Annotated in this window: 30 protein-coding genes; 15 read left to right on the top strand and 15 right to left on the bottom strand. The window is 70.3% G+C overall.

All coding sequences use genetic code 11. The features are described from left to right. Window positions 1-7 precede the first annotated feature (7 nt). The gene (locus PV646_RS25025) at window positions 8-298 is read left to right on the top strand and encodes a DUF1905 domain-containing protein (protein WP_500344621.1); all 291 of its coding nucleotides are present in this window, start codon (window positions 8-10) and stop codon (window positions 296-298) included. On the opposite strand, the gene PV646_RS25020 is transcribed toward PV646_RS25025, so the two are convergent. Continuing rightward, on the bottom strand, window positions 295-1,428 hold the full coding sequence (locus PV646_RS25020; protein ID WP_500344620.1) for an endonuclease/exonuclease/phosphatase family protein: 1,134 nt from the start codon (window positions 1,426-1,428) through the stop codon (window positions 295-297). The two genes, PV646_RS25025 and PV646_RS25020, sit on opposite strands and share 4 nt — an antisense overlap. A gap of 141 nt (window positions 1,429-1,569) precedes the next feature. Then, on the bottom strand, window positions 1,570-2,025 hold the full coding sequence (locus PV646_RS25015; RefSeq protein WP_500344619.1) for a hypothetical protein: 456 nt from the start codon (window positions 2,023-2,025) through the stop codon (window positions 1,570-1,572). 46 nt (window positions 2,026-2,071) lie between these two features. Between PV646_RS25015 and PV646_RS25010 the strand changes: the two genes are divergently transcribed. Then, window positions 2,072-4,690 (top strand): AfsR/SARP family transcriptional regulator, encoded by a 2,619-nt coding sequence (locus PV646_RS25010; RefSeq protein ID WP_500344618.1) that lies wholly within the window; start codon window positions 2,072-2,074, stop codon window positions 4,688-4,690. Here the strand turns inward: PV646_RS25010 and PV646_RS25005 are convergent. Beyond that, window positions 4,687-6,651, bottom strand: coding sequence for a DHA2 family efflux MFS transporter permease subunit (locus PV646_RS25005; RefSeq protein ID WP_500345079.1), 1,965 nt, complete (start codon window positions 6,649-6,651; stop codon window positions 4,687-4,689). The two genes, PV646_RS25010 and PV646_RS25005, sit on opposite strands and share 4 nt — an antisense overlap. 95 nt (window positions 6,652-6,746) lie before the next feature. On the opposite strand from PV646_RS25005, the gene PV646_RS25000 reads away from it, so the two are divergent. Genes PV646_RS25000 through PV646_RS24990 form a run of 3 tightly spaced genes read left to right on the top strand, consistent with a single transcriptional unit; the run spans window position 6,747 to window position 9,086 of the window. Further along, entirely contained in the window at window positions 6,747-7,079 is a 333-nt protein-coding gene (locus PV646_RS25000; protein WP_500344617.1) for a putative quinol monooxygenase, read from the top strand. Between the two features lie 52 nt (window positions 7,080-7,131). After that, window positions 7,132-7,410 carry a hypothetical protein gene (locus tag PV646_RS24995; RefSeq protein ID WP_500344616.1) on the top strand — a complete coding sequence of 93 codons (279 nt, stop codon included), beginning with the start codon at window positions 7,132-7,134 and terminating at the stop codon, window positions 7,408-7,410. Further along, complete coding sequence (locus PV646_RS24990; protein WP_500344615.1) at window positions 7,407-9,086, top strand: GMC family oxidoreductase; 1,680 nt, start codon at window positions 7,407-7,409, stop codon at window positions 9,084-9,086. Before PV646_RS24995 ends, PV646_RS24990 begins: the two co-directional genes overlap by 4 nt. On the opposite strand, the gene PV646_RS24985 is transcribed toward PV646_RS24990, so the two are convergent. Genes PV646_RS24985 through PV646_RS24975 form a run of 3 tightly spaced genes read right to left on the bottom strand, consistent with a single transcriptional unit; the run spans window position 9,031 to window position 11,090 of the window. Next, window positions 9,031-10,149 (bottom strand): MAB_1171c family putative transporter, encoded by a 1,119-nt coding sequence (locus tag PV646_RS24985; RefSeq protein WP_500344614.1) that lies wholly within the window; start codon window positions 10,147-10,149, stop codon window positions 9,031-9,033. The genes PV646_RS24990 and PV646_RS24985 overlap by 56 nt on opposite strands. Next, window positions 10,146-10,619, bottom strand: a complete 474-nt coding sequence (locus PV646_RS24980) for an ImmA/IrrE family metallo-endopeptidase (RefSeq protein ID WP_500344613.1) — start codon at window positions 10,617-10,619, stop codon at window positions 10,146-10,148. Before PV646_RS24980 ends, PV646_RS24985 begins: the two co-directional genes overlap by 4 nt. A 3-nt stretch (window positions 10,620-10,622) precedes the next feature. Beyond that, window positions 10,623-11,090, bottom strand: coding sequence for an XRE family transcriptional regulator (locus PV646_RS24975; protein WP_500344612.1), 468 nt, complete (start codon window positions 11,088-11,090; stop codon window positions 10,623-10,625). A 76-nt stretch (window positions 11,091-11,166) separates the two neighbouring features. Between PV646_RS24975 and PV646_RS24970 the strand changes: the two genes are divergently transcribed. Continuing rightward, a complete protein-coding gene (locus PV646_RS24970) occupies window positions 11,167-11,397 on the top strand; it encodes a hypothetical protein (RefSeq protein WP_500344611.1) in 231 nt (76 codons plus the stop codon). On the opposite strand, the gene PV646_RS24965 is transcribed toward PV646_RS24970, so the two are convergent. Further along, window positions 11,361-11,780: a hypothetical protein gene (locus tag PV646_RS24965; protein ID WP_500344610.1), complete on the bottom strand. Its 420-nt coding sequence runs from the start codon at window positions 11,778-11,780 to the stop codon at window positions 11,361-11,363. The two genes, PV646_RS24970 and PV646_RS24965, sit on opposite strands and share 37 nt — an antisense overlap. Before the next feature lie 95 nt (window positions 11,781-11,875). Between PV646_RS24965 and PV646_RS24960 the strand changes: the two genes are divergently transcribed. Next, window positions 11,876-12,250 (top strand): YciI family protein, encoded by a 375-nt coding sequence (locus tag PV646_RS24960; RefSeq protein ID WP_500344609.1) that lies wholly within the window; start codon window positions 11,876-11,878, stop codon window positions 12,248-12,250. Here PV646_RS24960 and PV646_RS24955 read toward each other — a convergent pair. Next, complete coding sequence (locus PV646_RS24955; RefSeq protein WP_500344608.1) at window positions 12,235-12,765, bottom strand: hypothetical protein; 531 nt, start codon at window positions 12,763-12,765, stop codon at window positions 12,235-12,237. The two genes, PV646_RS24960 and PV646_RS24955, sit on opposite strands and share 16 nt — an antisense overlap. Further along, the gene (locus PV646_RS24950; protein ID WP_500344607.1) at window positions 12,755-14,272 is read right to left on the bottom strand and encodes an FAD-dependent monooxygenase; all 1,518 of its coding nucleotides are present in this window, start codon (window positions 14,270-14,272) and stop codon (window positions 12,755-12,757) included. Before PV646_RS24950 ends, PV646_RS24955 begins: the two co-directional genes overlap by 11 nt. 54 nt (window positions 14,273-14,326) lie before the next feature. Between PV646_RS24950 and PV646_RS24945 the strand changes: the two genes are divergently transcribed. The 3 genes from PV646_RS24945 to PV646_RS24935 are packed head-to-tail and all read left to right on the top strand — an operon-like array spanning window position 14,327 to window position 16,790. Further along, the gene (locus PV646_RS24945) at window positions 14,327-15,310 is read left to right on the top strand and encodes an ABC transporter substrate-binding protein (RefSeq protein ID WP_500344606.1); all 984 of its coding nucleotides are present in this window, start codon (window positions 14,327-14,329) and stop codon (window positions 15,308-15,310) included. Window positions 15,311-15,321: 11 nt separating this feature from the next. Continuing rightward, entirely contained in the window at window positions 15,322-16,044 is a 723-nt protein-coding gene (locus PV646_RS24940; RefSeq protein ID WP_500344605.1) for an ABC transporter ATP-binding protein, read from the top strand. After that, window positions 16,041-16,790, top strand: a complete 750-nt coding sequence (locus PV646_RS24935) for an ABC transporter permease (protein ID WP_500344604.1) — start codon at window positions 16,041-16,043, stop codon at window positions 16,788-16,790. The genes PV646_RS24940 and PV646_RS24935 overlap by 4 nt, the downstream gene beginning before the upstream one ends. Here the strand turns inward: PV646_RS24935 and PV646_RS24930 are convergent. Beyond that, on the bottom strand, window positions 16,783-17,436 hold the full coding sequence (locus tag PV646_RS24930) for a TetR/AcrR family transcriptional regulator (RefSeq protein ID WP_500344603.1): 654 nt from the start codon (window positions 17,434-17,436) through the stop codon (window positions 16,783-16,785). The two genes, PV646_RS24935 and PV646_RS24930, sit on opposite strands and share 8 nt — an antisense overlap. Window positions 17,437-17,494: 58 nt before the next feature. On the opposite strand from PV646_RS24930, the gene PV646_RS24925 reads away from it, so the two are divergent. Then, window positions 17,495-18,325: an SDR family NAD(P)-dependent oxidoreductase gene (locus PV646_RS24925; RefSeq protein ID WP_500344602.1), complete on the top strand. Its 831-nt coding sequence runs from the start codon at window positions 17,495-17,497 to the stop codon at window positions 18,323-18,325. Here the strand turns inward: PV646_RS24925 and PV646_RS24920 are convergent. From PV646_RS24920 to PV646_RS24910, 3 genes are read right to left on the bottom strand one after another with little or no spacing between them, the layout of a single operon-like run. Further along, window positions 18,322-18,987, bottom strand: coding sequence for a CE1759 family FMN reductase (locus tag PV646_RS24920; protein WP_500344601.1), 666 nt, complete (start codon window positions 18,985-18,987; stop codon window positions 18,322-18,324). The genes PV646_RS24925 and PV646_RS24920 overlap by 4 nt on opposite strands. Continuing rightward, window positions 18,987-19,409: a MarR family winged helix-turn-helix transcriptional regulator gene (locus PV646_RS24915; protein ID WP_500344600.1), complete on the bottom strand. Its 423-nt coding sequence runs from the start codon at window positions 19,407-19,409 to the stop codon at window positions 18,987-18,989. Before PV646_RS24915 ends, PV646_RS24920 begins: the two co-directional genes overlap by 1 nt. Continuing rightward, window positions 19,406-20,563, bottom strand: a complete 1,158-nt coding sequence (locus PV646_RS24910; RefSeq protein ID WP_500344599.1) for an LLM class flavin-dependent oxidoreductase — start codon at window positions 20,561-20,563, stop codon at window positions 19,406-19,408. The genes PV646_RS24915 and PV646_RS24910 overlap by 4 nt, the downstream gene beginning before the upstream one ends. A gap of 89 nt (window positions 20,564-20,652) precedes the next feature. Here PV646_RS24910 and PV646_RS24905 point away from each other — a divergent pair, with 89 nt between their 5' ends. Further along, window positions 20,653-21,258 (top strand): ABC transporter ATP-binding protein, encoded by a 606-nt coding sequence (locus PV646_RS24905; RefSeq protein ID WP_500344598.1) that lies wholly within the window; start codon window positions 20,653-20,655, stop codon window positions 21,256-21,258. Next, the gene (locus tag PV646_RS24900; protein ID WP_500344597.1) at window positions 21,255-22,880 is read left to right on the top strand and encodes a DUF6297 family protein; all 1,626 of its coding nucleotides are present in this window, start codon (window positions 21,255-21,257) and stop codon (window positions 22,878-22,880) included. The genes PV646_RS24905 and PV646_RS24900 overlap by 4 nt, the downstream gene beginning before the upstream one ends. A 4-nt stretch (window positions 22,881-22,884) precedes the next feature. Here PV646_RS24900 and PV646_RS24895 read toward each other — a convergent pair whose 3' ends face one another. Further along, window positions 22,885-23,544 (bottom strand): type 1 glutamine amidotransferase domain-containing protein, encoded by a 660-nt coding sequence (locus PV646_RS24895; protein ID WP_500344596.1) that lies wholly within the window; start codon window positions 23,542-23,544, stop codon window positions 22,885-22,887. A gap of 67 nt (window positions 23,545-23,611) precedes the next feature. Between PV646_RS24895 and PV646_RS24890 the strand changes: the two genes are divergently transcribed. Continuing rightward, window positions 23,612-24,493, top strand: a complete 882-nt coding sequence (locus PV646_RS24890; protein ID WP_500344595.1) for a LysR family transcriptional regulator — start codon at window positions 23,612-23,614, stop codon at window positions 24,491-24,493. Here the strand turns inward: PV646_RS24890 and lexA are convergent, their stop codons facing one another. After that, on the bottom strand, window positions 24,494-25,153 hold the full coding sequence (lexA, locus tag PV646_RS24885; protein ID WP_500344594.1) for a transcriptional repressor LexA: 660 nt from the start codon (window positions 25,151-25,153) through the stop codon (window positions 24,494-24,496). Window positions 25,154-25,210: 57 nt separating this feature from the next. Here lexA and PV646_RS24880 point away from each other — a divergent pair, with 57 nt between their 5' ends. Next, complete coding sequence (locus PV646_RS24880) at window positions 25,211-25,777, top strand: GNAT family N-acetyltransferase (RefSeq protein ID WP_500344593.1); 567 nt, start codon at window positions 25,211-25,213, stop codon at window positions 25,775-25,777. Window positions 25,778-25,810 lie beyond the last annotated feature (33 nt).

Here is a 25,810-nt window from a genome sequence, read left to right as displayed (position 1 = left end):
TGGCGTGATGTTCGTCTTCGACGCGGAACTCTGGATCTGGGACGCCCGCCGCACCGAGACCTGGACCTTCGTGACGCTGCCCGAGGACGTCTCGGACCAGATCCGCGACGTCGCCACGCCCGGTCGCGGCTTCGGCGCGGTCAAGGTTCGCGCGGGAGTCGGGGCCAGCACGTGGTCGACGTCGGTGTTCCCGGACAAGCAGTCCGGTTGTTACGTGCTGCCCGTCAAAGCCGCCGTGCGCAAGAAGAACGACGTCGGGCCGGGCGATGTCATCGAGGTGACGGTCGAGCTGATTTAAAGAGACCAGTCGATGTCGGCGTAGATCGCGGCGTGGTCGCTGGCCGCGTGCACCTCGTTCGTCATCGTTTCGTAGACGTCCCAACGGTTCTTCGTCCGCGGGCCGCGCCACACGCCCTTGCGGAAGACGCCGCCGCCCGTCGCCTTCGCGAACAGTTCGGGGGTGAGCAGGACGTAGTCGATCTTGCCCTTCTCGTTGACACCGCGATAGGTGCCGAGCCGGTGGTCCCAGTCGAAGTTCTCGTGCTCGCTGATGTCCCGCAGGCCGGTGCGCTGGAAGAGCGGGCGGAGGCACTCGCTGTCCGCGGTGTCGTTGAGGTCGCCGACGACGGCGATGTGCTCGTGGCCCTCGTCGCGCAGCCGGTTCACGATGCGGGCGATGCGGACCGCCTGGCGGAACCGGCGGCGGGCGCCGATCGGGTCGCCGGGGGAGCCGTACCCCTTGGACTTCAGGTGGTTCACGAGCACGACCACCTCGGGGCCGGCGGGGGTGCGGACGTGGTACTCGGCGCAGTCGCGGGAGAACACGACACCCGAGCTGTCCTTCGCGTACACGTGCGTGCGGATCGTGATGACCTGGTGGTCGTCCCGCGTCAGCAGTCCGACGTTGATGCCGCGTTCGTCGTTGCCGTCGATGAGGTGGACCTCCTCGTACGGGGTCCAGCCGACGTGCTTGAGCATCGAGGCGGAGAACATGTGCAGCAGTTCGCGCGACTCGGCCTCGACCACGCCGAGGACGTGGGCGCCGACGTCGCGCATCACCTGTGCGGTGTGGCGGGTGGCGAGCTCGCTGATGGGTTCGGTGGTGAGCTCCACCCAGCCGACCCAGGACTCGCGACCGCTTGCCACGACCGAGGTTTCGCCGGTGCGGTGGCGCGCGAGGAACCGGCCGCGGATGCGCCGCAGGATCGCGTACTTGCTCCGGTCGCTCCTGAGCAACTCCAGCGTCGTCAGGTGTTCCTTGAGCTCTTCCTTGACTTCCGGCGTGTACGTCTCGGCGGCGATGAGTTCGTTGAAACGGGCGTGGGCGGCCAGGATCGGGGCCGCGTGCTTGGTGGCGTTGCGGCCCATGACCTTGGGGCGCTCGAACATGTTCTCCACGTTGAACGACCCGATTCGGGTGGTGCTCACGACTTCAGGGTCGCATGTGGAGGAACGTGTTCGCCCTGGTCCGCTCGGGTGATCTTTCGCTGCGCCGATGGTGGAGGGCCCCAGTGGCTGGGCTGCCGGAACGGTGGTTCGGGGCCCTCCGGGTCATCGGCCGCTACCCGTTCACGGGCAGCTGGCGCGGTTCAGGATCGACACCTTGTTCGGGTTGCCGTAGCCGATCTCCTTGTTGTTCTGCTTCCGCGCGGGAGCCACGAAGCACTTGTTGAAGCGCTCGCCGCTCTCGCGCACGAACTCCAGCTCGATCGCGCGAGCCTGGTTGCAGTGGTTGTTGTAGTAGACCGTCGTGGTGACGCTGCCGTCGCCCCAGGAGATGTTGATCTTCTGACCGCTCGGCGACGAGCACGCCGCCGACTTGCGGTGCACCGCCTGCACGGACACGTCGCCGGAGGTCTCCGCACTGGCCGTCACCGGAGCGATCCCGGTGAGCGCGAGCCCCAGACCCGCGGCGGCCAGAACGAGATTACGAGACTTCACGAAATACCCCTCGATCTTTCTATTTCGGGAGATGTCCCAGCGAGCCGTGCGGCCCGCTGGGAACGACGTTGCCCCTTTGATCAAGGACGAACCTAGGATGAACCTTGAATCCACTGGCTGAGGGGTGATCTTGGAGTTCGGGCTGCTCGGCGCCGTCGAGGTGCGCGACCGGGGCGAGGTGGTCGAGATCGGCCACGCCCGCCAGCGATCTGTGCTGGTGGCGCTGCTGCTGGAGGAGGGAGGGCCCGTTCCGGTCGACCGGTTGCTCGACCGCGTCTGGGGTGAGAGAGCGCCTTTGCGGGCGCGCGAGACGCTCTACGGCTACGTGTCCAAACTCCGCAAGCTGCTCGAGCTGGACATCGAGCGCTCACCCGCCGGATATCGCCTCACGGTAGATCCATCACAGGTGGATCTGTTCCGTTTCCGGGCATTGGTGCGTGATCGCGAATTCGATTCCGCGCTCGGCCTGTGGCGCGGGCAGGCGCTGGACGGACTCGAGTCGCCTTGGTTCGACGCCCAGCGCGAAAGCCTGCACGCCGAACGCGCCGCCGCCGAACTCGACCGCAACGACGTGGCGCTCGCGGACGGCCGGCACGCCGCGCTGCTGCCCACGTTGAGGCAGCGCGCCGACGAACTTCCGCACGAAGAACGCCTTGCCGCGCAACTGATGCTGGCCCTGCACCGCTCGGGCAACGACGCGGAGGCGTTGCGGCACTACGAGATCGTGCGCCGCCGCCTCGCCGACGAGCTCGGTGCGGACCCGAGCAGGCCGCTGCAGGACGTGTACCAGCGCATCCTCGCCGGCAGCGTGGAGGAACGCGCCACGGGCCCTCGCCAACTGCCCGCGCCACACCCGTGGTTCACCGGCCGCACCGGCGAACTGGCCGCGCTGGACGAGTCCGGCACCGTCGTGATCACCGCGATCGGCGGGACGGGCGGCATCGGCAAGACCGCCCTGGCGCTGCACTGGGCGCACCGGCACGTCGCCGAGTTTCCCGGCGGCCAGCTCTACGTGAACCTGCGCGGGTTCGACCCCTCCGCCGAGCCGACGCCACCCGAGACCGTGCTGCGCGAGTTCCTGGAGGCGCTGGGGGAGGAGACGATCCCGGCGGGCCTCGACGCACGGGCCGCGCGCTACCGCGACGTGGTCGCGGGGCGGCGCCTGCTGGTCGTGCTCGACAACGCCCGCTCCACCGAGCAGGTCGTGCCGCTGCTGCCGGGTCCCGACGCGACGGTGCTGGTCACGAGCCGCCTCAAGCTCGCGGGACTGGTGGCCGCGCACGGCGCGCGGTCCGTGTCACTGGACGTGCTGCACCCCGCCGACGCGCGCGATTTCCTGGTGGCGAGGCTGGGGCCGGAGCGCGTGGCGGCCGAACCCGGGGTGGTCGCGGACCTGGTGACCTGGTGCGGCGGGCTGCCGCTGGCGTTGTCGATCGTCGCCGCCCGTGCCGCGATGGAACCGGACTTCCCACTGGCCGCGTTCGCCGGGGAGTTGCGCGACCAACCCCTCGACGCACTGGACGCGGGGGAGATCGGCACGAACCTGCGGGCGGTGTTCTCCTGGTCCGTCGCGGCGCTCTCGGACGAGGCGGCCCGCGCGTTCGGCCTGCTCGGCACCATCAGCACGGCGGACGTGAGCCTCGCCGCGGCGGCGGCCCTGCTCGACCGGCCCGCGCCGCGCACCCGGATGGTGTTGCGGGAACTGGAGAACGCGCACCTGGTCCAGCAGCACGTGCCCGGCCGGTACCGGACGCACGACCTGGTCGGCCTCTACGCGGCGGACCTGCCCGCCGACCCGGGTTCCCGGCTGGCCGACTTCTACGCCGCCACGGCCCGCGCCGCCGCGCTCGCGCTGGAACCGCACAAGGTGTTGCCGGACCACGAAAGCCGCCACGCGCTCGCGTTCGAGACCAACGCGGCGGCCATGGCCTGGTTCGACGCCGAGCACGCCTGCCTGATGGTCGAACAGCGGCAAACCTTGGAGCGCAACGGTTACGGCGTCGCGTGGCTGATCGGCCGCGCGCTGAACAACTACCACCTCCGGCGCGGACGCACGTCCGACGACGTCGACGTCTGGCAGATCGCGCTGCGGGCCGCGGAGGCACTCGGCGACCCGCTCATGCAGTCGACCGCGCACCGGTGCCTCGGCGCCAACTACATCGAGCTGGGCCAGTCACCGTTGGGGCACAAGCACTTCGAGCTCAGCCTGGAGTTGTGCGAGGGCGCCGGCGACCACGAGTCGCACGGCGGCGCACACCGGGCGATCGCGTGGGCGGCGGAGTTCGAGGGCGACCTGGAGAAGGCGCTGGAGCACTCGCTCGCCGGCCTGGAGAAGTTCCGCGCCGCCGGAACGGAGATCCGCGAGGCCGAGTCGCTCAACGAGGTCGGCTGGCGGTACGCGTGCCTGGGCCGCTACGCCGAGGCTCGGACGTACTGCGAGGAAGCCATGGTGCTCAACAGAAGACTCGGCCACGCCGAGGGATGCGCGGCCACGCTCGACAGCCTCGCGCACATCGCCCAGCACGACGGCCGGCACGCCGACGCCGTCGCGCACTACGGCGAAGCGCTGACGCTGTACCGGGAACTGGACAACTCCGCGGAGGAGGCCGTCGTGATGGAGCACCTCGGTGACGTGCACGCGGCCGCGGGTGAGGACGAGCTCGCGCGGGAGCGGTGGGGCCGGGCTCTGGAGCTGTACCGGGAGCAGGGCCGCGACACGCAGGTCACGACCCTGCTGGCCCGGATCTAAACCCGGCTCAGCTGCCGTCCGCTCTCGATCAGCTCGTCGGTGAACGAGTCGAGCGCCTGCGCGAAGTCGCGCTGGTCCGGCTCGTGCCAGTCCCGCAGCTGGTCGAGCAGCCAGCGCCGCCACGCCCGCACGAGCTGGGTGAACACCTCCGCGCCCTCGTCGGTGAACCGGTAGCCGTCGTCGCCGGACGCGAGGTGCCCGGACCGCACCAGGGCCTGCGCGGTCGGTTCGAAGATGCCGCCGGGCACCTTCGTCATCTCGGCGATCTCGGCGAGCGTGGCCACCCCGTCGTCCGTCGACGCCCGGTACACGCGGCCGAGCAGCCAGGCCTGTTCGAGCGGCAGGTCGACGCCGGATCGGCGCAGCACGGCCAGGCCCGGGTCCTCGTCGGACTTCGCGACGACCGTCGAGACCAGCTTGCGCAGTTCGTCGTAGGAGTTCGACGGCGGTGCGGCGAAGCTCTCGCCCACACCGCTGTTACCGGTCGCGGCCGCACGGGACGTGTCGCGCAGCTGCACCTGCGGCAGGAAGAACGCGACGGCCAGCGCCACGAGCCCGATCGGCGCGGCGATCAGGAACATCGTCTGCACGGTCTCGGCGTATCCGGCCACGATCGGCGCCCTCAGCGCGTCCGGCAGCGCGTGGACGGCGGCGGGGCTCGCGATGGCGCGCGGATCGACACCGGGCGGGACCACCAGGTGCTTCGGCAGCTGGTTCGCGTAGATCGTGCCGAACATCGCGACGCCGAACGAGCTGCCCATGGTGCGCAGGAAGCTGATGCCGGACGTGGCGACGCCGAGGTCGGTGTAGTTCGTGGTGCTCTGCACGACGATCACCGGCACCTGCATCACCAGGCCGATGCCCGCGCCCAGCACCACCATGAACGCGCCCATCTCCCAGTAGCTGGTCGAGGCGTCCAGCAGGGACAGCAGGAACAGGCCGACGGTGAGCCCGACCGAGCCGACGATCGGGAAGATCCGGTACTTGCCGGTGCGGCTGATCGTGTTGCCGGTGAACAGCGCCGTGGCCATGAGTCCGGCGATCAGCGGCAGCATCCACAGCCCGGACGCCGTGGCCGACTCGCCGCGCACGTACTGCAGGTAGATCGGCAGGTACGTGATGCCGCCGAGCATCGCGAACCCGACGACGAAGCTCAGGATGCCCGACACGGTGAACACCCGGCTGCGGAACAACCTCATCGGCAGCATCGGCTCGGCCGCGCGCTGTTCCACCAGCACGAACGCGACCAGCAGCACGATCGAGCCGGCGGCCATCCACAGGATCGTCGGCGACGTCCACGCGTACTCGGTGCCGCCCCAGCTCGTGACGAGCGTCAGCCCGGTCGCGGCCAGGGCGATCAGCGCGATGCCCGCGTAGTCGATCTTCGGCTTGCCCTCGGTCCTGATCGCCGGCAGCGCGGCGACCGCCACGAGCACCACGGCGATGCCGAGCGGGATGTTCACGTAGAACGCCCACCGCCAGCTCAGGTGGTCGACGAACAGCCCGCCGAGCAACGGCCCGGCCACCGTCGCGATGCCGAACACCGCGCCCGCGAAGCCCTGGAACTTCCCGCGCTGCTTCAGCGGCACGACGTCCGCGATGATCGCCGTCGAGGTGACCATCAGTCCGCCCGCGCCCAGTCCCTGCACGGCGCGGAACGCGATGAGCGTGCCCATCGACTCCGACCAGCCCGCGAAGAACGACCCGACCAGGAACAGCGCGACGCTGACGAGGAACGTCTTCTTGCGGCCGTAGAGGTCGCCGAACTTGCCGATCAGCACCGTCATGATCGTCTCGGCGAGCAGGTACGACGTCACCACCCACGACAGGTGCGCGCCGCCACCCAGGTCGGCCACCATCGTGGGCAGCGCGGTGGACACGATGGTCTGGTCGAGGGCGGCCAGCAGCATGGCGAGGAGGACGGCCGCGACGACCAGGTTCCTCCTGCGGGTGTCGATCATCTCGGGCACCGGGGGATGGTCGCGCAGGTCGGGCGATCTCGCAGGGCGGAGGAGCACGCCCTAGGCTCGGGAGAGAACGCCAGGAGGAGGCCGTCTTGATCTTCATCACCGCCAAGTTCCGCGTCCTGCCCGAGCACGCCGAGGCGTGGCCCGAGATCAGCAGGAGCTTCACCGAGGCCACCCGCGCCGAACCCGGCTGCCTGTGGTTCGACTGGTCGCGCAGCCTCGACGACGCCACCGAGTACGTGCTCGTCGAGGCGTTCCGCGACGGCGACGCGGGCGGCGCGCACGTGCAGTCCGATCACTTCAAGAACGCCCAGAAGGAACTGCCGCCGTACCTCGCGGAGACTCCGCGCATCGTCAGCCAGTCGGTGGACCAGGACGACTGGTCGCGGCTCGGTGAGATGGAGGTTGCGCCACGCGGGTGAGCATTGCCCGGGTTGTTTGGCGCAGCACGGTTCCTCCGTTGAGGATGGCCGGATGGACGCCTTCGTGGAGTTGTCCGCCGAGCTGACCGGGTTCTCGGCGGAGGAGCTGAGGTCGACCGGACTGGTCGAGCAGTACCGCGCACTGGCCGACGGCGCGCCGGAGCACGAGATCATCCAGCTCTGGTACACCGGGGTCTGGCGCGGGGTGATCCCGGGCGAGCGCGCCTACGCCGAGGGCCTGGCGTGGAAGGCGGTCGGTGTCGCGGCGCCGGGCACGCGCGGCCCCGGGTTCGGCAGCTGGGAGCAGAGACCCCGAAGAAGCGCCCGGTGAGGGCCGTGGTCGTCGGCGCGGGGTTCGCCGGCTCGCTCGTCGCGAAAGTGCTGGGGGACAACGGTTTCCAGGTGCTCGTGCTGGAGGCCGGCGCGGAGGTGAACCAGGACGCGGTCGGCAGGTTCCGCACGGCGCTGGTCAAGTCGCCGCTCAAGCCCTACCGCAGGACCGCCGCCGCGCCGTCGAGCGACTACCTGATCAACACCGGTCCGTTCGCCTACTCCAGCCCGTACCTGCGCATGAACGGCGGCACCGGCACCGCCTGGACCGGCATCACGCCCCGCATGCGGCCCGACGACTTCCACGCCACCGATTTCGGGCGCGGCCGAGACTGGCCCCTGAGCTACGCCGAGCTGGAACCGCACTACCGCGCGGCGGAGTGGGAGATCGGGATCGCGGCCGACGCCGACGAGCAACGGCAGCACCTGCCCGTCGCGGACGGCTACCGCTATCCCATGCACGCCCTGCCCCGCACGTACCTCGACCACGCCATCGCGTCCGTTGTGGACGGTGCTCGCGTCGACGGCCGGGAGCTGCTCGTCGTCGGCACACCGCAGGCGCGCAACGGGATTCCCGTGGAGGGGTACCTGCCGGACGGGCACCGGTGCGCCGGCTTCGCCAGTTGCGTGCCGATCTGCCCGGAGAACGCCAAGTACACGCCGCACCGGACGCAGAAGCAGTGGTCCGCCACCGTCGAACTGCGCACGCGCTGCGTGGTGAACCGGGTGCACGCCGACGAGTTCGGACGGATCACCAAGGTCAGCTACCAGCGTTACGAGGACGACACGTCCGGCAGGCACACGCGGCACACGGTGGAGGCCGACGTGGTCGTCCTGGCCGCGCACGCCATCGAGAACGCCAAGCTGCTGCTCCTGTCCGGGCTCGCGAACAGCAGCGACCAGGTCGGCCGCAACCTGATGGACCACCCCGCGCTGCTGACGTGGGCGCTGATGCCGCAGGCGATCGGGCCGTTCCGCGGGCCGGGTTCGACGACGGGCATCGAGGCCTTCCGCAGTGGTCCGGACCGCGCCGTGCGGGCGCCGTTCCGCATCGAGATCGGCAACTGGGGCTGGGGCTGGTCGGCCGGCAGCCCCGACTCCGACACCGCCGAGTTCGTGGCGGCGGGACTCCGGGGCCCGGCGTTGCGAGAGGCGGTGGCGGACCGCGTCAGCCGGCAGTTCACGCTCCAGTTCGAGATCGAGCAGGAGGCGGACCCGGCGAACCGCGTGACACTGGGAACGGACCTGGACCCGCTGGGCAACCCGCGCCCGTCGATCCACTACGGACTCTCGGACTACGTGAAAGACGGGCTGCTGGCCGCGAAACGGGTGTCGGACCGGATCTTCGAACTGCTCGGCGCCGACGACTACACGTCCTACAAACCCGACGAGGAACGGTACTTCGAGCACGACGGCGAACCGCTGCGGTACTGGGGCGCCGGGCACGGCGGCGGCACGCACGTCATGGGCACCTCGCCCCACGACTCGGTGGTGGACCAGTGGCAACGCTGCTGGGACCACCCGAACCTGTACGCGGTGGGGTGCGGCAGCATGCCGTCGCTCGGCACGTCCAACCCGTCGCTGACGATGGCGGCACTGGCCCTGCGCACCGCGGAGCACCTCACGCGTCGAGCTCAGCCCGTCGCCGCACCTCCCGCACCACGGGCGAGCGGGTGAAGGCCGACGACACGGCGCCCAGCCAGGCGGTCTCGGCCTCCACACTGGGCGCCTCACCCCCGTGCCCGGACGGCTGCTGGGGCCAGCTCCGTCCGGCGTCGCGCATCACCATCGCGGCGGCGAGTTCGGCGGCGGCGCGCGTCGGACCGTCGACCGGGGCGCGCAGCCAGTCCTGGACCTGCGGCGGGACGTGCGCGCGCAACGCCAGCAGCCCGTCGCGGATCTCGATGAGCCGCCGGTACAGCGTGAACTCCAGGTCGTGCCGCGCGGGCAGGGCGATCTGCGGCTGCGCGGCCACCAGCACCCGCCACAACGGTGTCACCGCACGGATTCCGCGCCACGTCCGCAGCAAACGTGACGCCCCGTCCCACGCGGTGAGCAGCGCGCCGGCCACCCACAGCGCCATCGCCACGAGCCCGATGTTCCGCGACACCGGCAGGAACTCGGCCACACCGAACCCGGTCACCGCGAACGTCAGCGACGGAAGCCCGGAGAACAGCCCCCACCCGATCGTCGCCACCGCGGCCGCGACGATCACGCACAGCCCGGCCCGGAACGTGCCCCGCGGGCGGGTGGCGGCGTTGCGGGAGAGGGCGAGGACGAACACGACGAGACAGCCGATCGGATACCCGGTGAGCGCCACCTGGTAGAGCAGGACGCTCGGCCGCCACTGGAACGCGAACATGTCGTCGACGCCGTACGCGGGCCCGAAGTCCAGGCAGGCCAACGCCATCACGGCCCAGCACAGCGCGAGCGGCCACCACGGTGTGCGCGGTTCGGGGGGTGTCTGCGGTTCGGGGGACGTGCGCGGTTCGGGGGAGCGGGTGCTGCGCGCGAGCTTCATCAGCGCGTGCACGGCGAGCATCTGCAGCATGTTCGTGACGAGCCGGCACGCCAGCTCGTACTCCGTCCCGATGAGCGCGACCGTCGGCTCGGCCGAGATCGTGAGGCTCGAGGCCATGCTCAGGAAGAACGTCACGAGGTGGCGCGGCCGGCGCCGGGTGGTGGTGAGCTGGGCCAGCCCGATCACCGCGAGCAGCGCCGCGGTGACGTAGCTGATCACGACCCGAACGCCGATCGCACCGGGTCCGCACCGCGTTCGAGCCGCCGCACGATCAGCGACGCCACCAGTTCGGCCTCCTGCTCGTGCTCCCACAGGTAGGTCGTGCGCCCGAGCACCCGCCGCACCAGTTCGACCGGCAGGTTCGGCGTCAGCATCGCCGCGACCTGGTCCGAGAGCCGCTGCCCCTCCGCGTGCCCGCACAGCAGATGTCCCAGCTCGTGCAACAGGATGTGCCGCTGGTGCAGCGGCGAGGTGTCCCGCGCGTAGAACACGTAGTCCGCCCGGTCCGTCGCCGCCAGCACCCCGCACGGCGCGCCGGGCCTGCTCTGCAACGGGACCAGTTCGATCGGCCGCCCCCGCCGTTCGGCAACGCTCCCGAACAACGCGTGCACGTCGAACGGATCAGGCAGGTCCACAGAGGACGCGATCCGCTCGCATCGCCGCCACAGCGCGTTCTTCCTGCCCAGCAACGCTCATTCCTCCTTGCGTTGGGCCTCTCTGCGCCCGATGGCCTCCACGATGTCGGCGACCGTGCCGAGTCCCTCCTCCGACAACGTCACCGCCCGCAACGCCAGGTCCCGCACCGCGCTGTTGCGCAGCGCCCCCAGCAGTTCGAGCTCCCCGGCGATGATCCTGCCCTGTTCATCGTCGAAGAAGTAGGCCGCGGGCACCTGGAAAAAGCCGGCCAGCGCCTCCAGATGACGCTTCGTGGGGTTGTCCCGCCGCCCGGTCCGCAGCTGCCACAGGTACGCCGCCGAGAACGTCTCCCCGGTGCTCTCGCGACACGCCCGCGCCACCTCCTCGTGGCTGTGCTGCTCCCCGTTCGGCCGGCGCACCACCTGGAACAGGCGGTCGATGCGGTCGGCGAGCGTGGTCGCCCGTTCCTCGGTCATCATCGCCTTCCGCTTGCTCAGATGAACGTCGTCGAGCTTTTCATTCATCTTGGATTGACACGGATCGTCCGTGCAACTTACCGTCGATCACGTTAGCTGAGATGAATGAGCGGGGGAGCTCAAGATGGCTGATGTGGCAGATGTCGCAGCTGAGGTGAACGAGGCGCAGGCGTTCACGGGGTGGTCGTACGAGCACACGCCCGAGGAGGCGGTGCGCGAAGCCCTGGACATGGCACGGCGGCGGGCGTTGATCGCGGGGTTCGGCAGCGAGGAGTGCGTGCTGCTGTACGTGAACGCGACCCGGCTGGGGCCGGGGTGCTACGCGGGGGACGCCGGACTGCGCTGCGTCCGCTGAACGATCAGGATCGCGGCGGTGACCGCGAGGACGACGACGCCGTTGCCGAACGCCCAGAGCACGGCGTGCTCGTGGACGGTGTCAGGGGAGACGGCCGGGTCGCGGAACACCGGGTTGACCTGCGTGATCAGCAGAACCTTCATCGCTACCGAGACCGCGAGACAGCTCAGCGCCGGCCACGGGGCACGCGCGACGACCGCCAGCACCACGCCGAGCGGTCCCCACGGCAGGTAGTAGTAGATCGGGCTGCCCGCCGCGAACACGCCCACGAGCGAGCCCGGCCGCGGGTCCGCCAGCAGCTGCGGATTCCACACGACCTGCTCGTAGAGGTTGCCGAACAGCCACATGCTGAGCAGGGGCACGACGAGCCGCGAAGATCTCACCTCGCCATCATGGCGAAGATGTCGAAAGCTCTGGGACGCCGATCGACGCAGGGGTGGCGGCGATCAACGCCGTCGGCCGACACCGAGGAGAGAACATGCGGTTCATGCTCATGCACCGAGTCCAGGAGGACGACCCGGCCTCGTGGGAACCGAACCCCGAGCTCATCGAGCGGATGAACGCGTTCGTCGAGAAGCTGGTGGCGGGCGGTGTGATGCTCGGCGCCGAGGGAGTGCAGCCGCAGGGCGCGGTGGTGCGCAGGCGCGGGACGGCGGTCCGGTCGACCGACGGGCCGTTCGCCGAGGCCAAGGAGGTCGTCGGCGGGTTCCTGCTGGTCAACGCCAAGGACCTCGCCGAAGCCACGGCCCTCGCCGAGGAGTACATCACCTGCTTCGCGGGCGTCGAGGAGATGTCGGTCGAGGTGCGGCAGGTCGTCGAGGCCGAGGACATCGAGCCCTACCTGGCCAAGTAGGCCAGTTCGACGACGAACCACTCGCCGTCGAGCCGGCACGGACCCCCTGGGTGGAGCCGCACGTCCTCGCCGTCCAGCGCGACGAGCACGTGCGGCCCCTCCAGGTCCGGCGCCGCGTCGGCGACCGTGCGGACGGTGACGTCGCCGGGGTGGACGTCGAGGGGTTCGGGCACGTTCTCGCCGAGGTCCTTCAACTCCACCAGCCGGTTGCGGTAGAAGGTCGTGCCGATGTTCGTGAGCCGGTGCACGGGTGACACGGGCCGGTAGACGGAACCGCCGCGGTGCTCGGAGATGAACCTCGGCTCGCTGCCGTCGAGCCAGTCCATCCGGCCTTCCGAGCCGTCGATGCTCAGCACGACGTACGGGTTGTGGTGCAGGTGCCACGGGTGGGTCTCGCCCGGTTCGAGGGTCACCTCCCACACGCGGACCACCGGATCGTCGTGCAGCACCCGCCGGCCGACGTCGACGAGCACGATCTCCTCACCGGACGGCGACAACACGACGTCACCCCGCAAGGTGCACCTCCTGCAGATAGCGGTCCTGGACGGACTTCCAGGCCATGGCGGTCCACGGTTCGATGTGGGCGATGTGCGCGTCGGGCCGTACGAGAACCACGGTGTCACCGAGGCGTTCGCGCACTGTGTCGCCGGGATCGAAGTAGGCGTGCGAGTCCAGCACGTCCCACCGGCTCACGACCACCTGCCGCAGACCGGGCGGTCCGTCGGCGGGGACGAACGGACGGCGGCGCGCGTCGGTGAGGTGCAGTGCCAGGAACGAGTCGCGGCACAGTTCGTGCAGGTGAACGGGCCCGCGTCGACTGAACACCCGCAGGTCCGGGATGCGGTCGCCGACGCTCAGAGGGCCGGTGCGCGTCATCGACCAGTCCGCGCCCAGCCGCACGCCGAGCAACGTCCGCGTCATCGCGTCACGCCACCCGGCGACGGAGTCCGATCGCCGGGACATGACGGCGCGGGCCGCCTCCGCCATCGCGCCGGAACCGTGCACGGCCAACGGTTTCTGCTCGGCCTCGTAACCGTCCAGGAGCTTCTCGCCTGCCCAGCCGCGGCGCACCCACGCGAGGCGCCACGGCAGGTTGGACGCGTCGAGCACGCCGGTGTTGAGGCCCAGCGCCCACATCGGCGTGATCAGGTGCGCCGCGTCGCCCATCAGGAACACCCGGCGGTCGCGCCACTCCGTCGCCACGCGGTGGTGCACGGTGTAGACGTTGCTGCCCAGCACTTCCAGGGAGTCCACGTCGCCGATGAAGTGCCGTGCCTTGTCGCGCAGTTCGTCCGGTGCGGGTGCGTCCCGGCCCGGTGCGAGCGGGAACACGAAGCGCCAGCAGTGCGGTTGCCGGACGAGGACCATCCATTCCTCGCGGTCGCCGAAGTAGGCCAGGTACGGGTAGTCGCGGGGATTGCGGACATCCAGGTCGCACACCAGGTCGACCAGCATGTACCGCTGCTCCAGCGTGTGCCCGGTGACCTCGACGCCGAGCCGGTCCCGCACGGTCGACCGGCCGCCGTCGCACCCCAGCACCTGTGACGCCTCGAACTCCACGATTCCATCCGGTGTGGACAGTCGGAGCGTGACACCGTCCTCGTGCTGCGTGAAGTCCTCCAGCCGGTGCCGCATCCGCACCGTCCCAGGCGCACGTTCCTCCAGCACGCGCGCGAGCACCGGCTCCAGATCGTGCTGCGGAACGTTGACGACGAACGGGAACCGCGTCTCGCCGGCCAGCGCGGAGGTCAGCACGCTCCCGGTCGACGTCCCGGTCGCCCGGTCCACCTCGCCGATCTCGTCCAGGCGGAGCGACACCTCCAGCACCGGCCCCAGCGCGTCGTACCGGTCGAGGACCTCCAGTGTGCGCGTCAGGATCGTGCCCGCCCTGGTCTCGCCCGACAGGTCGCCGCCCGCCTCGAAGACGACGACCGGGACATCGTGCGCCACCAGGCCCAGCGCGGTGATCAACCCGATCGGGCCCGCGCCGATCACGGCCACCGGACTATCGGACGTGTTCATCGACCCTCCCCGCCCCCTATGTTCGACCACGAGGGTGCTCTCGGGGGAGGGAACATGAGGAAAGCGTTTTCAGTCGTGCTCGCCGTCGTGCTGACCGTGTCGGCCTGTGCCGAGTCGCCGCGGTCCGCGGAACTGACCAAGGTCGACTACCTGACGTCGTTCGGCACGTTCGGCCGCGACGCCTACGCGTACGTGGCCCAGGAGAAGGGGTTCTTCGAGCAGGCCGGCCTCGACGTGACGATCACGCCCGGCACCGGCAGCGTCGACGTCCTGAAGCTGGTCGCGGCGGGTCGGGCCGACTTCGGCGTCGCGGACTTCACCGCCACCGCGATCACGATGGCCAAGGAGAAGCTGCCGGTCACGGTGGTGGCGGCGATCCAGCAACGGTCGCTGGCCGCGATCGTCGCGCTGGAGGGCGGCGGGATCGGCACGCCGGCGGACCTGGTGGGCAAGAAGATCGGTGATCAGCCCGGATCGACGAACCAGGTGATGTTCCCGGTCTACGCCAGGGCCGCGGGCATCGATCCGGCGAAGGTCCAGTTCGTGCCGTCCGCGCCCCCCGCGTTGCCGCAGCTCCTGGCGGCCGGGCAGGTCGACGGGATCGGTCAGTTCGTCGTCGGCAAGCCGTTGATCGAGGCCGCGGCGAAGGGCAGGAAGGCCGTCGTGCTGCCGTACGGCGACCTGGTGCCGGACCTCTACGGCAACGCGCTCGTGGCGTCCAAGGAGGTCGTCGAGACCAAGTCGGCGAAGAGCTTCATGGACGCGTTGCTCAAGGGCCTGGAGTACTCGATCGAGCACCCCGACGAGGTCGGGCCGATCCTGAAGAAGTACCAGCCGACGCAGGACGCCGCGGTGGCCAGTGCCGAGGTCGGCCTGATGGCGCCGTACGTGAAGCCGTCGGACTACAGCGGCCGGGTCGGCGGGATCACCGAGGCGCGGGTCTCGAAGATCGTCGGCACGCTCGTCGAGGCCGGTGCGGTTCCGGCGGGATCGCTGAGCCCCGGCGACTTCGTCTCCTTCGGGATCTCGCCCCGGTGATCGGTCCCCACATGATCGGACTCAGCGGGGTTTCGCACTCGTTCGACGGTGTGCACGCGCTCGACGGCATCGACCTGGAGGTCGGCGAGCACGAGTTCGTCGCGGTGATCGGGCGGTCGGGCTGCGGCAAGTCGACGTTGCTGCGGCTCGTCGCCGGACTGCTCACGCCGTCGCACGGCCGGATCCTGGTGGCCGGGTCGCCGGTCACCAGGCCGCGCCGGGACGTCTCGGTCATGTTCCAGCGCCCCGCGTTGCTGCCGTGGCGGACGGTGCTGGCCAACGTCCTGCTGCCGATCGAGATCTTCGGCTTGGGCGACCACCGGGAGCGCGCGCACGAACTGCTTGACCTGGCCGGGCTCGGCGGGTTCGAGCAACGGCTGCCGCACGAGCTGTCCGGCGGCATGCAGCAGCGGGTGTCGCTGTGCCGGTCGTTGATCCAGAGCCCTCGGGTGATGCTGATGGACGAACCGTTCTCCGCGCTAGACGCGATCACCCGCGCCGAGCTCTCTCTGGAGCTGCAACGGGTTCAGCTCGCGCAGCCGCGCGCCGTGGTGTTCGTGACGCACTCCATCGACGAGGCCGTGTTGCTCGCCGACCGGATCGTCGTGCTCAGCCCGCGGCCGGGCCGGATCCACCGGGTCGTCGACGTCGGCCTGGCGCGGCCGCGTGCGCTGGGGCAGGTCGAACTGGACGAGGTGAGCCGCGAGTTGCGCGGGCTGCTGGTGACCGCGTGAGGGTCGTGCTGCCCGTGCTGGGGCTGCTGGGGATCATCGGCCTGTGGTGGCTCGCGACGATCGTGTTCGCGATCGAACCGCTGCTGGTCCCGTCACCCGCCGACGTCGTCGCGTCGTTCCTGGAGTTGCCCGGGTACCTGCTCGAACAGGCGCTGATCACGTTGTGGGAGGCCGTGTCCGGGTTCGCACTGTCCATTGTGATCGGTGTTCCGCTCGCGTTGCTGATCGTCGGGTCGAGCGTGCTGGAGCGGATGTTCTACCCGCTGCTGGTCGCGCTCAACGCCGTGCCGAAGGTCGCGATCGCGCCGATCGTGGTGGTGTGGTTCGGGTTCGGCGTCTCGTCGAAGGTGCTCATGGTGGTGCTGGTGTGCATCTTCCCGATCGTCATCTCGACCGCGTCGGGCATGAGGTCGACGCCGAGCGAACTCGTCGAGCTGTTCCGGTCGCTGGACGCCACCCGCACGCACGAGTTCTTCAAGCTGCGGCTGCGGCACGCGTTGCCGCAGGTCTTCGTCGGGCTGAAGGTGTCGATCACGCTGGCCGTCATCGGTGCGGTGATCGGCGAGTTCGTGGGCGCCGACGCCGGACTGGGTTACGTGATCACCGTGTCCGGCGGCAGCGCCGACACCTCGCTGGCGTTCGCGGCGATGGCGTTGCTCGCGATCATCAGCGTCGGGCTCTTCTACCTGCTGACCTGGGCTGAGCGGAAGCTCGTGCCCTGGTCGGAGGAGAACCGGGTCAGGTAGCGAGGCGGTCGAGCAGTTCGCCGAGCAGCGCCCGTTCGCCCGGCGTGAGGTCGCCGGGGTCTTCGGAGACCAGGGCGCGCAGCGTGATCGCGGCCCGCGTGCGAGTGGTCGAAGCGTCGGTGGACGTGGCGAGCACGCCTGCCAGCGCGGCCTCGCGCACGCGGTCCGACAGCCCGAAGTCCGGCTCTGGCTGGGAGATCAGGGTCAGCGTGATGCCGACGTTCGCGGCGAGCACCTGTTCGGCGGCGTCGTCCGCGGGCACCTTCAGCAGCCCCCGCGCGGCGGCCTCGGTGAAGCGATCTTTGAGCGCCGCGTGCGCGGGAGCCGTGACGGCGCAGGGCTTTCCGGGTTCGGCGCGGCCGTAGAGCAGCCCGTAGAACGACGGGTGCTCCAGCCCGAACCGCACGTGCTTGTCCCAGCCCTCGCGCAGGTCGCCGAGCGGGTCACCGGAGCTCTCGACCGCCGTGTACTGGGTGAAGCCGTGGTTCAGCACGGCGTCGATCAGGCCCTGCTTGCTGCCGAAGTGGTGGTACAGCGTCGGTGCCTGCACGCCGGCGCGCTCGCACACCGCCCTCGTGGACACCGTGCCGCCGCCGTCCAGCAACTCCGCCGCCGCGAGCAGGAGCCGATCCCGTGCGTTCTGCATGTCGCTATAGTAGCTTATGTAGCGCTACACGGAGCTCTATAGCGAAAGGAGAAGTCTGATGAGGACCTGGTTCATCACGGGAGGGACGCCCGGAGGGTTCGGGATGGCCTACGCCGAGGCGGCGCTGGAGCAGGGCGATCGGGTGGTGCTGACCGCACGCCGACCCGCTGAGCTGGAGGAATGGGCTTCACGTCACGGCGATCGTGTGCTGGTTCTCCAGCTCGACGTCACCGACTCCGAGCAGGTGCGCGCGGCGGTGCGGGCCGCGGAGGACCGGTTCGGCGGGATCGACGTGCTCGTCAACAACGCCGGCCGTGGCTGGTACGGGTCGGTGGAGGGCTCGCGAGACGAGACGTCTCGTCTCACTTTCGAGCTGAACCTCTTCGCCGTCGTCGAGGTGGTGCGCGCGGTGCTGCCGGGCATGCGGGCGCGCGGCGACGGCTGGATCGTGACCATGTCGTCGCTGGCCGGGCTCGTCGGCGTGCAGGGGTTCGGCTACTACTCGGCGGCGAAGTTCGCGCTCGAGGGCCTGTCGGAGGCGCTGCGCCAGGAGGTCGAGCCGTTCGGCGTGCGGGTGCTCGTCGTGGAGCCGGGAGCGTTCCGCACCAACGCCTACGCGGGGTTCCAGGGCGAACCGGTGCGCGAGACCGTGGACGCCTACGAAGGTCTGATCTCGGGAGTCCGCGCGGCGTTCGCCGGTCAGGACGGCAAGCAGCCCGGTGATCCCGTGCGCGGGGTGCGGTCCGTGATCAGCGCGATGAACGCTCCCGTTCCGCCGCACCGGATCGTGCTCGGCGGCGCCGCGTACGACGCCGCCATCACCCTGCACGAGAAGGCGCTCGTGGAGCTGCGCGAGAACGAGAAGCTCTCGCGTGGCGCGGACTTCTAGTTCGTCCCGCCCGCGGCGAGCCGCATCAGGTCGGAGTCGAGGTCGATCGTCAGCTCCGTGCCGCCCGCGCTGCCGTACTCGTGCTGGTAGCTGCCCCACGACTCGTCGCGCACGGTCTTCTCGAAGCCCGACGTCATGAGCGCCACCAGTTCGAGAGCGGCGCGGTCGATGCGCTTGTTGAGGCCGTTGTCCTGCCAGTCCTCGGTAGACGCGAATAGCGACGTCGGCACCACGACCGTGCGCAGGTAGGCGAAGAGCCCGCGCATCTGGTCGTCGACCACGAGCGCGTGCCGGGCGGTACCGGCGGTCGCGGCGAGCACGACCGGCTTCGCGATCAGCAGGTCGTTGTCGAGGATCTGGAAGAACGACGTGAGCAGGCCGCTCGCGCCCGCCTTGTAGACGGGGGTGCTCGCGACGATGCCGTCCGCGTGCTGCAGTGTCGCGATCGCGGTCTGCAGCTTCGGCCCGATGTGATTGGACACCAACGCGTTCGCGATCTCGGTGGCGAGCTCGCGCAGTTCGATCACCGTCGTGCCCACGGTCTGCGCCCGCTTGCCGGCGAGGGTGGTGACCCGTCCAGCGACGCGGTCGGCGAGCAGGCGGGTGGACGACGGGTCGCTCGTGCCGGCGGACACCACCACCAGCTGGAAGTTCTGGCCCATTACTCCTCGCTCTGGCTGAGCTTGCCGGTGATCGCGGCGAGCTGGTCGAGTTCTTCGGGCGTCAGCACGCTCAGGGCGCGCGTGACGCTGCGTGCGTGCGGGCTGCCGATCTGCCGCTGGGTCGCCCGGCCCGCGGGGGTGAGCGTCAGGCGCACACCCCTGCGGTCGCCGGGGTCGGGGCAGCGGTCGACGTAACCCCGGTCGGCCAGGCGGTCGACCATGCGGGACAGGGCCGGCTGGCTCAGCAGCACGTGGCGGTTCAGCTCACTCATCCTGAGTGGACTGTCGCACTTGGACAGCTGGTACAGCACGTCGTACTCCCGCATGGTCAGGTCGCCCCAGATGTCCTCCGCGTTGAACTGCTTCATCAACACGGAGTACGCCTTCATCAGGGACTCCCAGGCCTCGTTGGCTCGGGTCACTTCGCGTCCTGGTACGGCGAGCCACCCGTGACGTTGTCACCCCGGTTGGCGTTCGGCTTGGGCTGGCGGGCCGGTCCGTCGCCGTACTTGTCGCTGACGCGTCCCGCGTGCGTCGGCGGCTTGGCGGTCTCGGGGTCCTGGCGCGCCTCGATCTCCTTGCGCAGCACCGGGACCACCTCCTCGCCGAGCAGGTCGAGCTGGTTGAGCACGGTCTTGAGCGGCAGGCCGGCGTGGTCCATCAGGAACATCTGGCGCTGGTAGTCGCCGAAGTGCTCGCGGAAGGTCAGCGTCTTGTCGATGATCTCCTGCGGGCTGCCGACCGACAGCGGCGTCTGCTCCATGAAGTCCTGCATCCGCGGCCCGTGGCCGTAGACGGGAGCCTCGTTGAAGTAGGGGCGGAACTCCTTGATCGCGTCCTGCGACCGCTTCGCGATGTACGCCTGGCCGCCGAGGCCGACGATGGCCTGCTTCTCGGTGCCGTGGCCGTGGTGCGCGTACCGCTGGCGGTAGAACTGGATCAGCCGGATGTAGTGCTCCTTCGGCCAGAAGATGTTGTTGGCGAAGAAACCGTCGCCGTAGAACGCGGCCTGCTCGGCGATCTCCGGCGTGCGGATCGAGCCGTGCCACACGAACGGCGGCAGGTCGTCCAGTGGACGCGGAGTGCTGGTGAAGCCCTGCAGCGGCGTGCGGAACTTGCCCTCCCAGTCGACGACGTCCTCGCGCCACAACCGGTGCAGCAGGTTGTAGTTCTCGAGCGCCAGCGGCAGGCTCTGCCGGATGTCGGCGCCGAACCACGGGTAGACCGGCGCGGTGTTGCCGCGGCCCAGCATCAGGTCCATGCGGCCCTTCGCCAGGTGCTGCAGCATCGCGTACTCCTCGGCGATGCGCACCGGGTCGTTCGTGGTGATCAGCGTCGTGGCGGTGCTGACGATGAGCTTCTTCGTCTTCGCCGCGATGTGGCTGAGCAGGGTGGTCGGCGCGGAGGAGAAGAACGGCGGGTTGTGGTGCTCGCCGATCGCGAACACGTCGAGCCCGACCTCCTCGGCCTTCTCGGCGATCTGGACGATCGCGTCGATGCGCTCGGCCTCGGTCGGGGTCTCGCCGCTCACCGGGTCCCTGGTGATGTCGCTGACCGAGAAGATTCCGAACTGCACGGCACCCGCCTCCTTCAAACTTAGTGACTTATGCGTTTGCATCTACTCTAACGCCTGGGCGCCCGATCCATTCCCGATACCCTGATCACATGTCGCTGGGCGTGGGGGACGCCGGCTTCGGCTACGGCGGGGTCCCCCTTTTCGCAGGTCTGTCGTTCGAGGTCGGTGCCGGTGAGGCCGTCGCGATCGTCGGCGCGAACGGTTCGGGCAAGTCGACGCTGCTGCGCTGCCTGGTCGGCGCCGAGGTGCTCGATTCCGGCCACGTGCTGTTCGGGGGCGCTTCGCTGGACGAGTCGTCCGACGCGTTCCGTGCCGCCGTCGCGTCGCTGCTGGACGACGCCGACTACTTCCCGGACGTGTCCGTGGTGGAGCACCTGCGTCTGCTGGCCTGGCTGCACTCGTCGTCCGCCGACGTGCCGGAGGTGCTGGCGGAGGTGGGTCTGACCGCAGTCGCCGACCAGCTGCCGCCCACGCTGTCCTCGGGCCAGCGGCACCGCCTCGGACTGGCGTCCTGCTTCGTGCGCCCTCGCGAGGTCCTGGTGCTCGACGAACCGGAACAACGCCTCGACGCGGCCGGCCGGGCCTGGCTGCGCACCCGCCTGCGGGCGGAGAAGGAGGCGGGCGTGGCCGTGGTGTTCGCGTCGCACGACCACGAACTGGTGGAGGCGGTGGCGTGCCGGACCGTCACGCTGTGACCGCGTTCGCCATCGGCCGGCGCCTGCGCACCCCGATGCCGTGGCGCTTCGTGGCCGCCCGCCTGTACTCGCGGGCGGTGATCTTCGCGATCGTTCTGGCGGTCGCCTACGGCTGGGCGTACGCGGGGCTGACCCGGCCCCCGCAGGGCAACGCCTGGACCGCGCTCTGGTTGTCGGTGGTGGGCGCTACCGTGCTGATGAAGGTGTCGCTGGCGTTCGGGCCGGTCTTCGTGGGCGGGGACCGGATGTTCTGGGTGCTGAGCTCGCCGGTCGCGCGGGGGCCGTTGCTGCGGCCGCGGTTCTTCGGGCTGCTCGCGGCAGGGGCGGTGGTGGGGGCTGCCTGGCCTGCCGTCGTGTTCGGGTTGGTGGGGGCGGTCGTCGCTCCGCTGGTCGCCGTGGTGGTCGGGGCCGGGGTCGGGGTGGCGGTGGTGGCCTGCGCGGTGGTGGTGCAGCGGGCTGGGGTGCGGCGGGCCCGGATGCGGCTGCAGGGGTGGTTGAGCGGGCAGGTGGGGCTGGCTGTGGTGGCGCTGCTGGTGCCTCCCGGCTGGGTCGGGTTGGCTGGGCTGTCTGGCGGGGTGGCCGGAGTGCGGGGGCCGGCCGGAATGTCGGCGGGGGAGCAGGGGCGGGCCGGCGTGCCGGGGCTGGTGGCGGAGCAGGGCTCGGCTTGTGTGCCGGCGGGGGAGCAGGGCTCGGCTGGCGTGCCGGGGCTGGTGGGCGAGCAGGGCTTGGCTGGTACGCCGGTCGCGGAGGGCGTGCTGCCGGTGGGGGAGCAGGGCTGGGCTGGTGTGCCGGTCGCGGAGGGCGTGCTGCCGGTGGGCGGGCCGGCGGGAGACCTGAGCTCCTTCGGGCCCGGGGGAGCGCTCGGCGTGGCGCTGGCGGCCTGGGCGGTGGCGATCGGCCTGGCCGCGGTGGCGGCCACCTCGGTGCGGCACCTGCAACGCTCCGACCTCGCGTCCGGCGGGGCCCTCGCCGGTGTGGCGCAGGTGTCGGTGAACTGGTTCGACCTCGCCCTTCTCGGCGCGATCCTCGCCGAACGGCGTGCGCGCCTCCTCGGCCGTGTGAAGTCGTCCCGGCCGGGTGGGACCGGGCAGGGGAAGGCGTCTCGTGTCCTGGCCCTCGCCTGGACCGACGCCCTCCGCCTGCGCCGCACCCCCAACGCCGCCCTGGCCTGGGCCGCCCTGCTCGCCGTCCCGGCCCTCGTGGCCTTGGGCGGCGAGACGAGCAGCGTTCCCGCCGTGCACCTCGTCGCCGCGTTCCTGGCGACCGACCGGCTCGCCGCGGGGCTCAAGTTCGTGTGCCGGTCACCGGCGATGCGCCGGGCACTGGGCATGCGGGACCGTCAGCTGAAACTGGCGTACCTCGCGTTCCCCGCGGCGGGCGCCCTGTTGTGGTGTGCGGTCACCACGGCTTTCACGCCGCACGTGTCCGTGCTCAACGGGGCGATCTCGGCGGTGGGCGCGGTGGCGGTCGTGTACCGGATCGCCACGCGCCCGCCGATCGACTACGGGGCCGCGGTCATCGACTTCGGGCTGTACGGGCCCACGCCGCTCGGGCTCATGGTGCAGTTCAGTCGCGGGCCCGCGTTGCTGGCGGTGTTGGGGCTCGTGCAGCTGGCGCTGTAGAACGCTAGGCGAGCAGTCCTGCCACGCGTTCGGCGGTGGCCACGCTGGACTGCGGGTTCTGGCCCGTCACGAGCCCGCCGTCCACGACCACCGTGCTCGACCACGGCTCGCCGACGGACACGCGTGCGCCCAGCTCGGTCAGCCGGTCGGCGACGAGGTACGGGACGTTCAGGCCGCCCTGGCGCTCCTCCTCGTTGCTGAACACCGTCATCTCCTTGCCGGCGAACACGAACGTGCCGTCCGCGCGGACCGCGCTGAGCAGCCCCGCCGGTCCGTGGCACAGGGCCGCGACGACCTTGCCGCCGTCGTGGAACTCCGCCAGCAGCGCGCCGAGCGACGCATCGGAGGCCAGGTCCGCCATCGGGCCGTGCCCGCCCGGCAGGTAGATCGCGTCGAAGGCGGCAGCGTCCACATCGGACAGAACGGCCGGTGCGCGCAGGTCCTCCAGTGACGCGACGGCCTCGTCGAACCTGCCGTCGAGGCTCACCTTGTCCACGGTCGGCACGACGCCGCCGGGAGTCGCCAGGGTGACCTCGACGCCGGCCTCCCGCAGCACGCGGACGGACTCCACGACCTCCTCGGCCCAGTACCCCGTGGGGTGGCTCGTGCCGTCCGCCAGCGTGAGGGAATCGGCGGCGGACACGACCATCAGTAGCTTCTTCATGTGCCCAGGACATCACAGATCCGCAGAACGCGACGGATGAGCTATAAGTTGTCTTATGGTTTCGAGGTTGACGGACCTGGATCTGCTGGTGACGTTCCTGGAGATCTACCGGGGTGGCTCGCTGACCAGCGCGGCCACCCGGCGGGGGCTCACCCAGCCGGCCGTCAGCGGCCAGCTCGCCAAGCTGGAGAAGGAAGTGGGCGCGCCGTTGTTCGTGCGGGGCAGCCGCGGGGTCACCCCCACACCCCGTGCCGATGACCTGGCCCGCCGCGTCGGCCGGCACCTCGACCAGCTCCGCACCGCGCTCGACCCCGAGGGCACCCTCGAGGGCACGGTCCGGATCGGGGGAGCGGCGGAGTTCATGACCGTCAGGGGCCTGCCCGCGCTGGTCCCGCTGACCCGCCGGGGCCTCCGGTTCGAGGTCACGTTCGGACTGGCCGACGACCTCCTGAACGCCCTCGGGAGCGGGAGGCTCGACGTGGTCCTGTCCTCGGTCAGGCCGGGTGCCGGGTTCACCGCCACGCCGGTCACCGACGAGGAGTTCGTGCTGGTCGGGCCGCCGCTGCTGGCCAGGACCGTGGATCCGCAGGTGCTCGCGGAGGACCCGGCGCGCGCCCTCGAACACCTGCCGCTCGTCGCCTACGACGGCGACCTGCCGATCCTGCGCCGCTACTGGCGCAGCGAGTTCGGCAAGCGCCCCGGGAACACCGTCGCCGTGACCGTGCCGGACCTGCGCGCCGTGCTGGCCGCCGTGATCGCCGGAGCGGGGGTGTCCGCCCTGCCGCGCTACCTCGCCGAACCCGCGCTGGCGGCGGGATCCGTCGAGCAGCTGCACCACCCGGAGGTACCCCCGCTGAACACCCTCTACGTCGTCACCCGCGGCACGATCGCGAAAACCACCGAGGCCGTCGCGGAGCACCTGACCTCACGCGACTGGGGCGTCCTGTGATCAGACGCTGCGCAGCACCGACACGACGATGCCGAGGATGACGGCCTTGTCGCCGTCGATCACGGGGTAGTCGGCGTTGCGCGGCTCCAGGTACACGTGGCCGCCCTTGCGCTGGTACACCTTGACCGTCGCCTCCTCCTCGATCATCGCGGCGACGATCTGCCCGTTGTAGGCCTCGTGCGTCTGCCGCACCACGACCGTGTCGCCGTCGCAGATCGCGGCGTCGACCATCGAGTCACCGCGCACGCGCAACGCGAACACGTTGCTGCCGCGCCCGACCAGGCCGCGCGGCAGGTGCAGCACCTCGTCCACGTGCTCGACGGCGGAGATCGGCGCACCGGCGGCGATGTCGCCGACGACGGGTACTGAGACGGAGCCGTCCGAGCCGCGGCCCGCCGCGATCGGCGCCCCGCTCAGGAACACCCGCACGTCCATCGGCCGCGTCACCGAGCCGCCGCGCTTGAGGAAACCCTTGTCCTCCAACGCCGACAGGTGCTTCGACACGCTCGACGACGACTTCAGGCCGACCGCTTCGCCGATCTCACGGGTGCTGGGGGAGTAGCCGTGCTCGACGACCCAGTCACGAATGGCGACCAGGATCATCTGCTGGCGTTCCGGCAGCACCGTCGTGTCGAGCTCGAGATCGTCGTAGGCGGTCATCCGGCGATAGTAGTAATCCAGTTGCCAGACACGATCGGGTGGTCGTTCGATCATGCGATGACCTCTGTCTGGGTAGGAGAACTCGTCCGGCTGCGCGGCGTCGAACCGGAGGACTGGGAGAGCTTCCAGCGGTTCGACGCGAACACCGGAGACATGCGCAGGGCAGACCGCGTCCACCCGCCGCGATCAGCAGCCAGGCAGCGGGAGTGGACGCAGAAGACCGCGCTCGAGGCACCCGAGAACGACACGATGATGCTCGGGATCGAGTCGCTGGCCGACGCCGCGCTCGTCGGGATGATGGCGACCGACGCGGTCGACTACCGCGCGGGCCGGTTCATGTACGGGATCTCGATCGGCACCGAGCACAAAGGACGCGGTTACGCGACGGAAGCCGTGCGGCTGCTGCTGAACTTCATGTTCGGTGAGCGCCGGTTCCACAAGTGCGAGGCGAGCGTCTGGGGGTTCAACGACGCCTCGATCGCCCTGCACCGCAAGCTCGGCTTCACCGAGGAGGGCCGGCTGCGCGAACACGAGTTCTTCGCCGGCCGCCACCACGACGTGCTGCTGTTCGGCATGACCGCGCCGGAGTTCGCCGCCCGGCACCCGTACCCGCGCGAGATCTGACCGGCTGCCCCACGATGTGGCGGTGAGCACACG

The sequence above is a fragment of the Streptomyces sp. ID05-26A genome (assembly GCF_033794685.1).
GTDB lineage: Bacteria > Actinomycetota > Actinomycetes > Mycobacteriales > Pseudonocardiaceae > Lentzea.
The sequence above is the reverse complement of the archived record's forward strand: the minus strand, read 5'-3'. Positions and strand labels throughout refer to the sequence as shown.

What these genes read in the sequence shown, in the direction of transcription:
- PV646_RS24930 (WP_500344603.1), bottom strand. Translation starts at nt 17,436, where the DNA reads ATGCAGAACGCACGGGATCGGCTCCTGCTCGCGGCGGCGGAGTTGCTG.
- PV646_RS24970 (WP_500344611.1), top strand. Translation starts at nt 11,167, where the DNA reads ATGGCTGATGTGGCAGATGTCGCAGCTGAGGTGAACGAGGCGCAGGCG.
- PV646_RS24975 (WP_500344612.1), bottom strand. Translation starts at nt 11,090, where the DNA reads ATGAATGAAAAGCTCGACGACGTTCATCTGAGCAAGCGGAAGGCGATG.
- PV646_RS24940 (WP_500344605.1), top strand. Translation starts at nt 15,322, where the DNA reads ATGATCGGACTCAGCGGGGTTTCGCACTCGTTCGACGGTGTGCACGCG.
- PV646_RS24925 (WP_500344602.1), top strand. Translation starts at nt 17,495, where the DNA reads ATGAGGACCTGGTTCATCACGGGAGGGACGCCCGGAGGGTTCGGGATG.
- lexA (WP_500344594.1), bottom strand. Translation starts at nt 25,153, where the DNA reads ATGACCGCCTACGACGATCTCGAGCTCGACACGACGGTGCTGCCGGAA.
- PV646_RS24880 (WP_500344593.1), top strand. Translation starts at nt 25,211, where the DNA reads ATGACCTCTGTCTGGGTAGGAGAACTCGTCCGGCTGCGCGGCGTCGAA.
- PV646_RS24905 (WP_500344598.1), top strand. Translation starts at nt 20,653, where the DNA reads ATGTCGCTGGGCGTGGGGGACGCCGGCTTCGGCTACGGCGGGGTCCCC.
- PV646_RS24995 (WP_500344616.1), top strand. Translation starts at nt 7,132, where the DNA reads ATGGACGCCTTCGTGGAGTTGTCCGCCGAGCTGACCGGGTTCTCGGCG.
- PV646_RS25005 (WP_500345079.1), bottom strand. Translation starts at nt 6,651, where the DNA reads ATGATCGACACCCGCAGGAGGAACCTGGTCGTCGCGGCCGTCCTCCTC.
- PV646_RS24950 (WP_500344607.1), bottom strand. Translation starts at nt 14,272, where the DNA reads ATGAACACGTCCGATAGTCCGGTGGCCGTGATCGGCGCGGGCCCGATC.
- PV646_RS24945 (WP_500344606.1), top strand. Translation starts at nt 14,327, where the DNA reads ATGAGGAAAGCGTTTTCAGTCGTGCTCGCCGTCGTGCTGACCGTGTCG.
- PV646_RS24920 (WP_500344601.1), bottom strand. Translation starts at nt 18,987, where the DNA reads ATGGGCCAGAACTTCCAGCTGGTGGTGGTGTCCGCCGGCACGAGCGAC.
- PV646_RS25025 (WP_500344621.1), top strand. Translation starts at nt 8, where the DNA reads ATGTTCGTCTTCGACGCGGAACTCTGGATCTGGGACGCCCGCCGCACC.
- PV646_RS24895 (WP_500344596.1), bottom strand. Translation starts at nt 23,544, where the DNA reads ATGAAGAAGCTACTGATGGTCGTGTCCGCCGCCGATTCCCTCACGCTG.
- PV646_RS24960 (WP_500344609.1), top strand. Translation starts at nt 11,876, where the DNA reads ATGCGGTTCATGCTCATGCACCGAGTCCAGGAGGACGACCCGGCCTCG.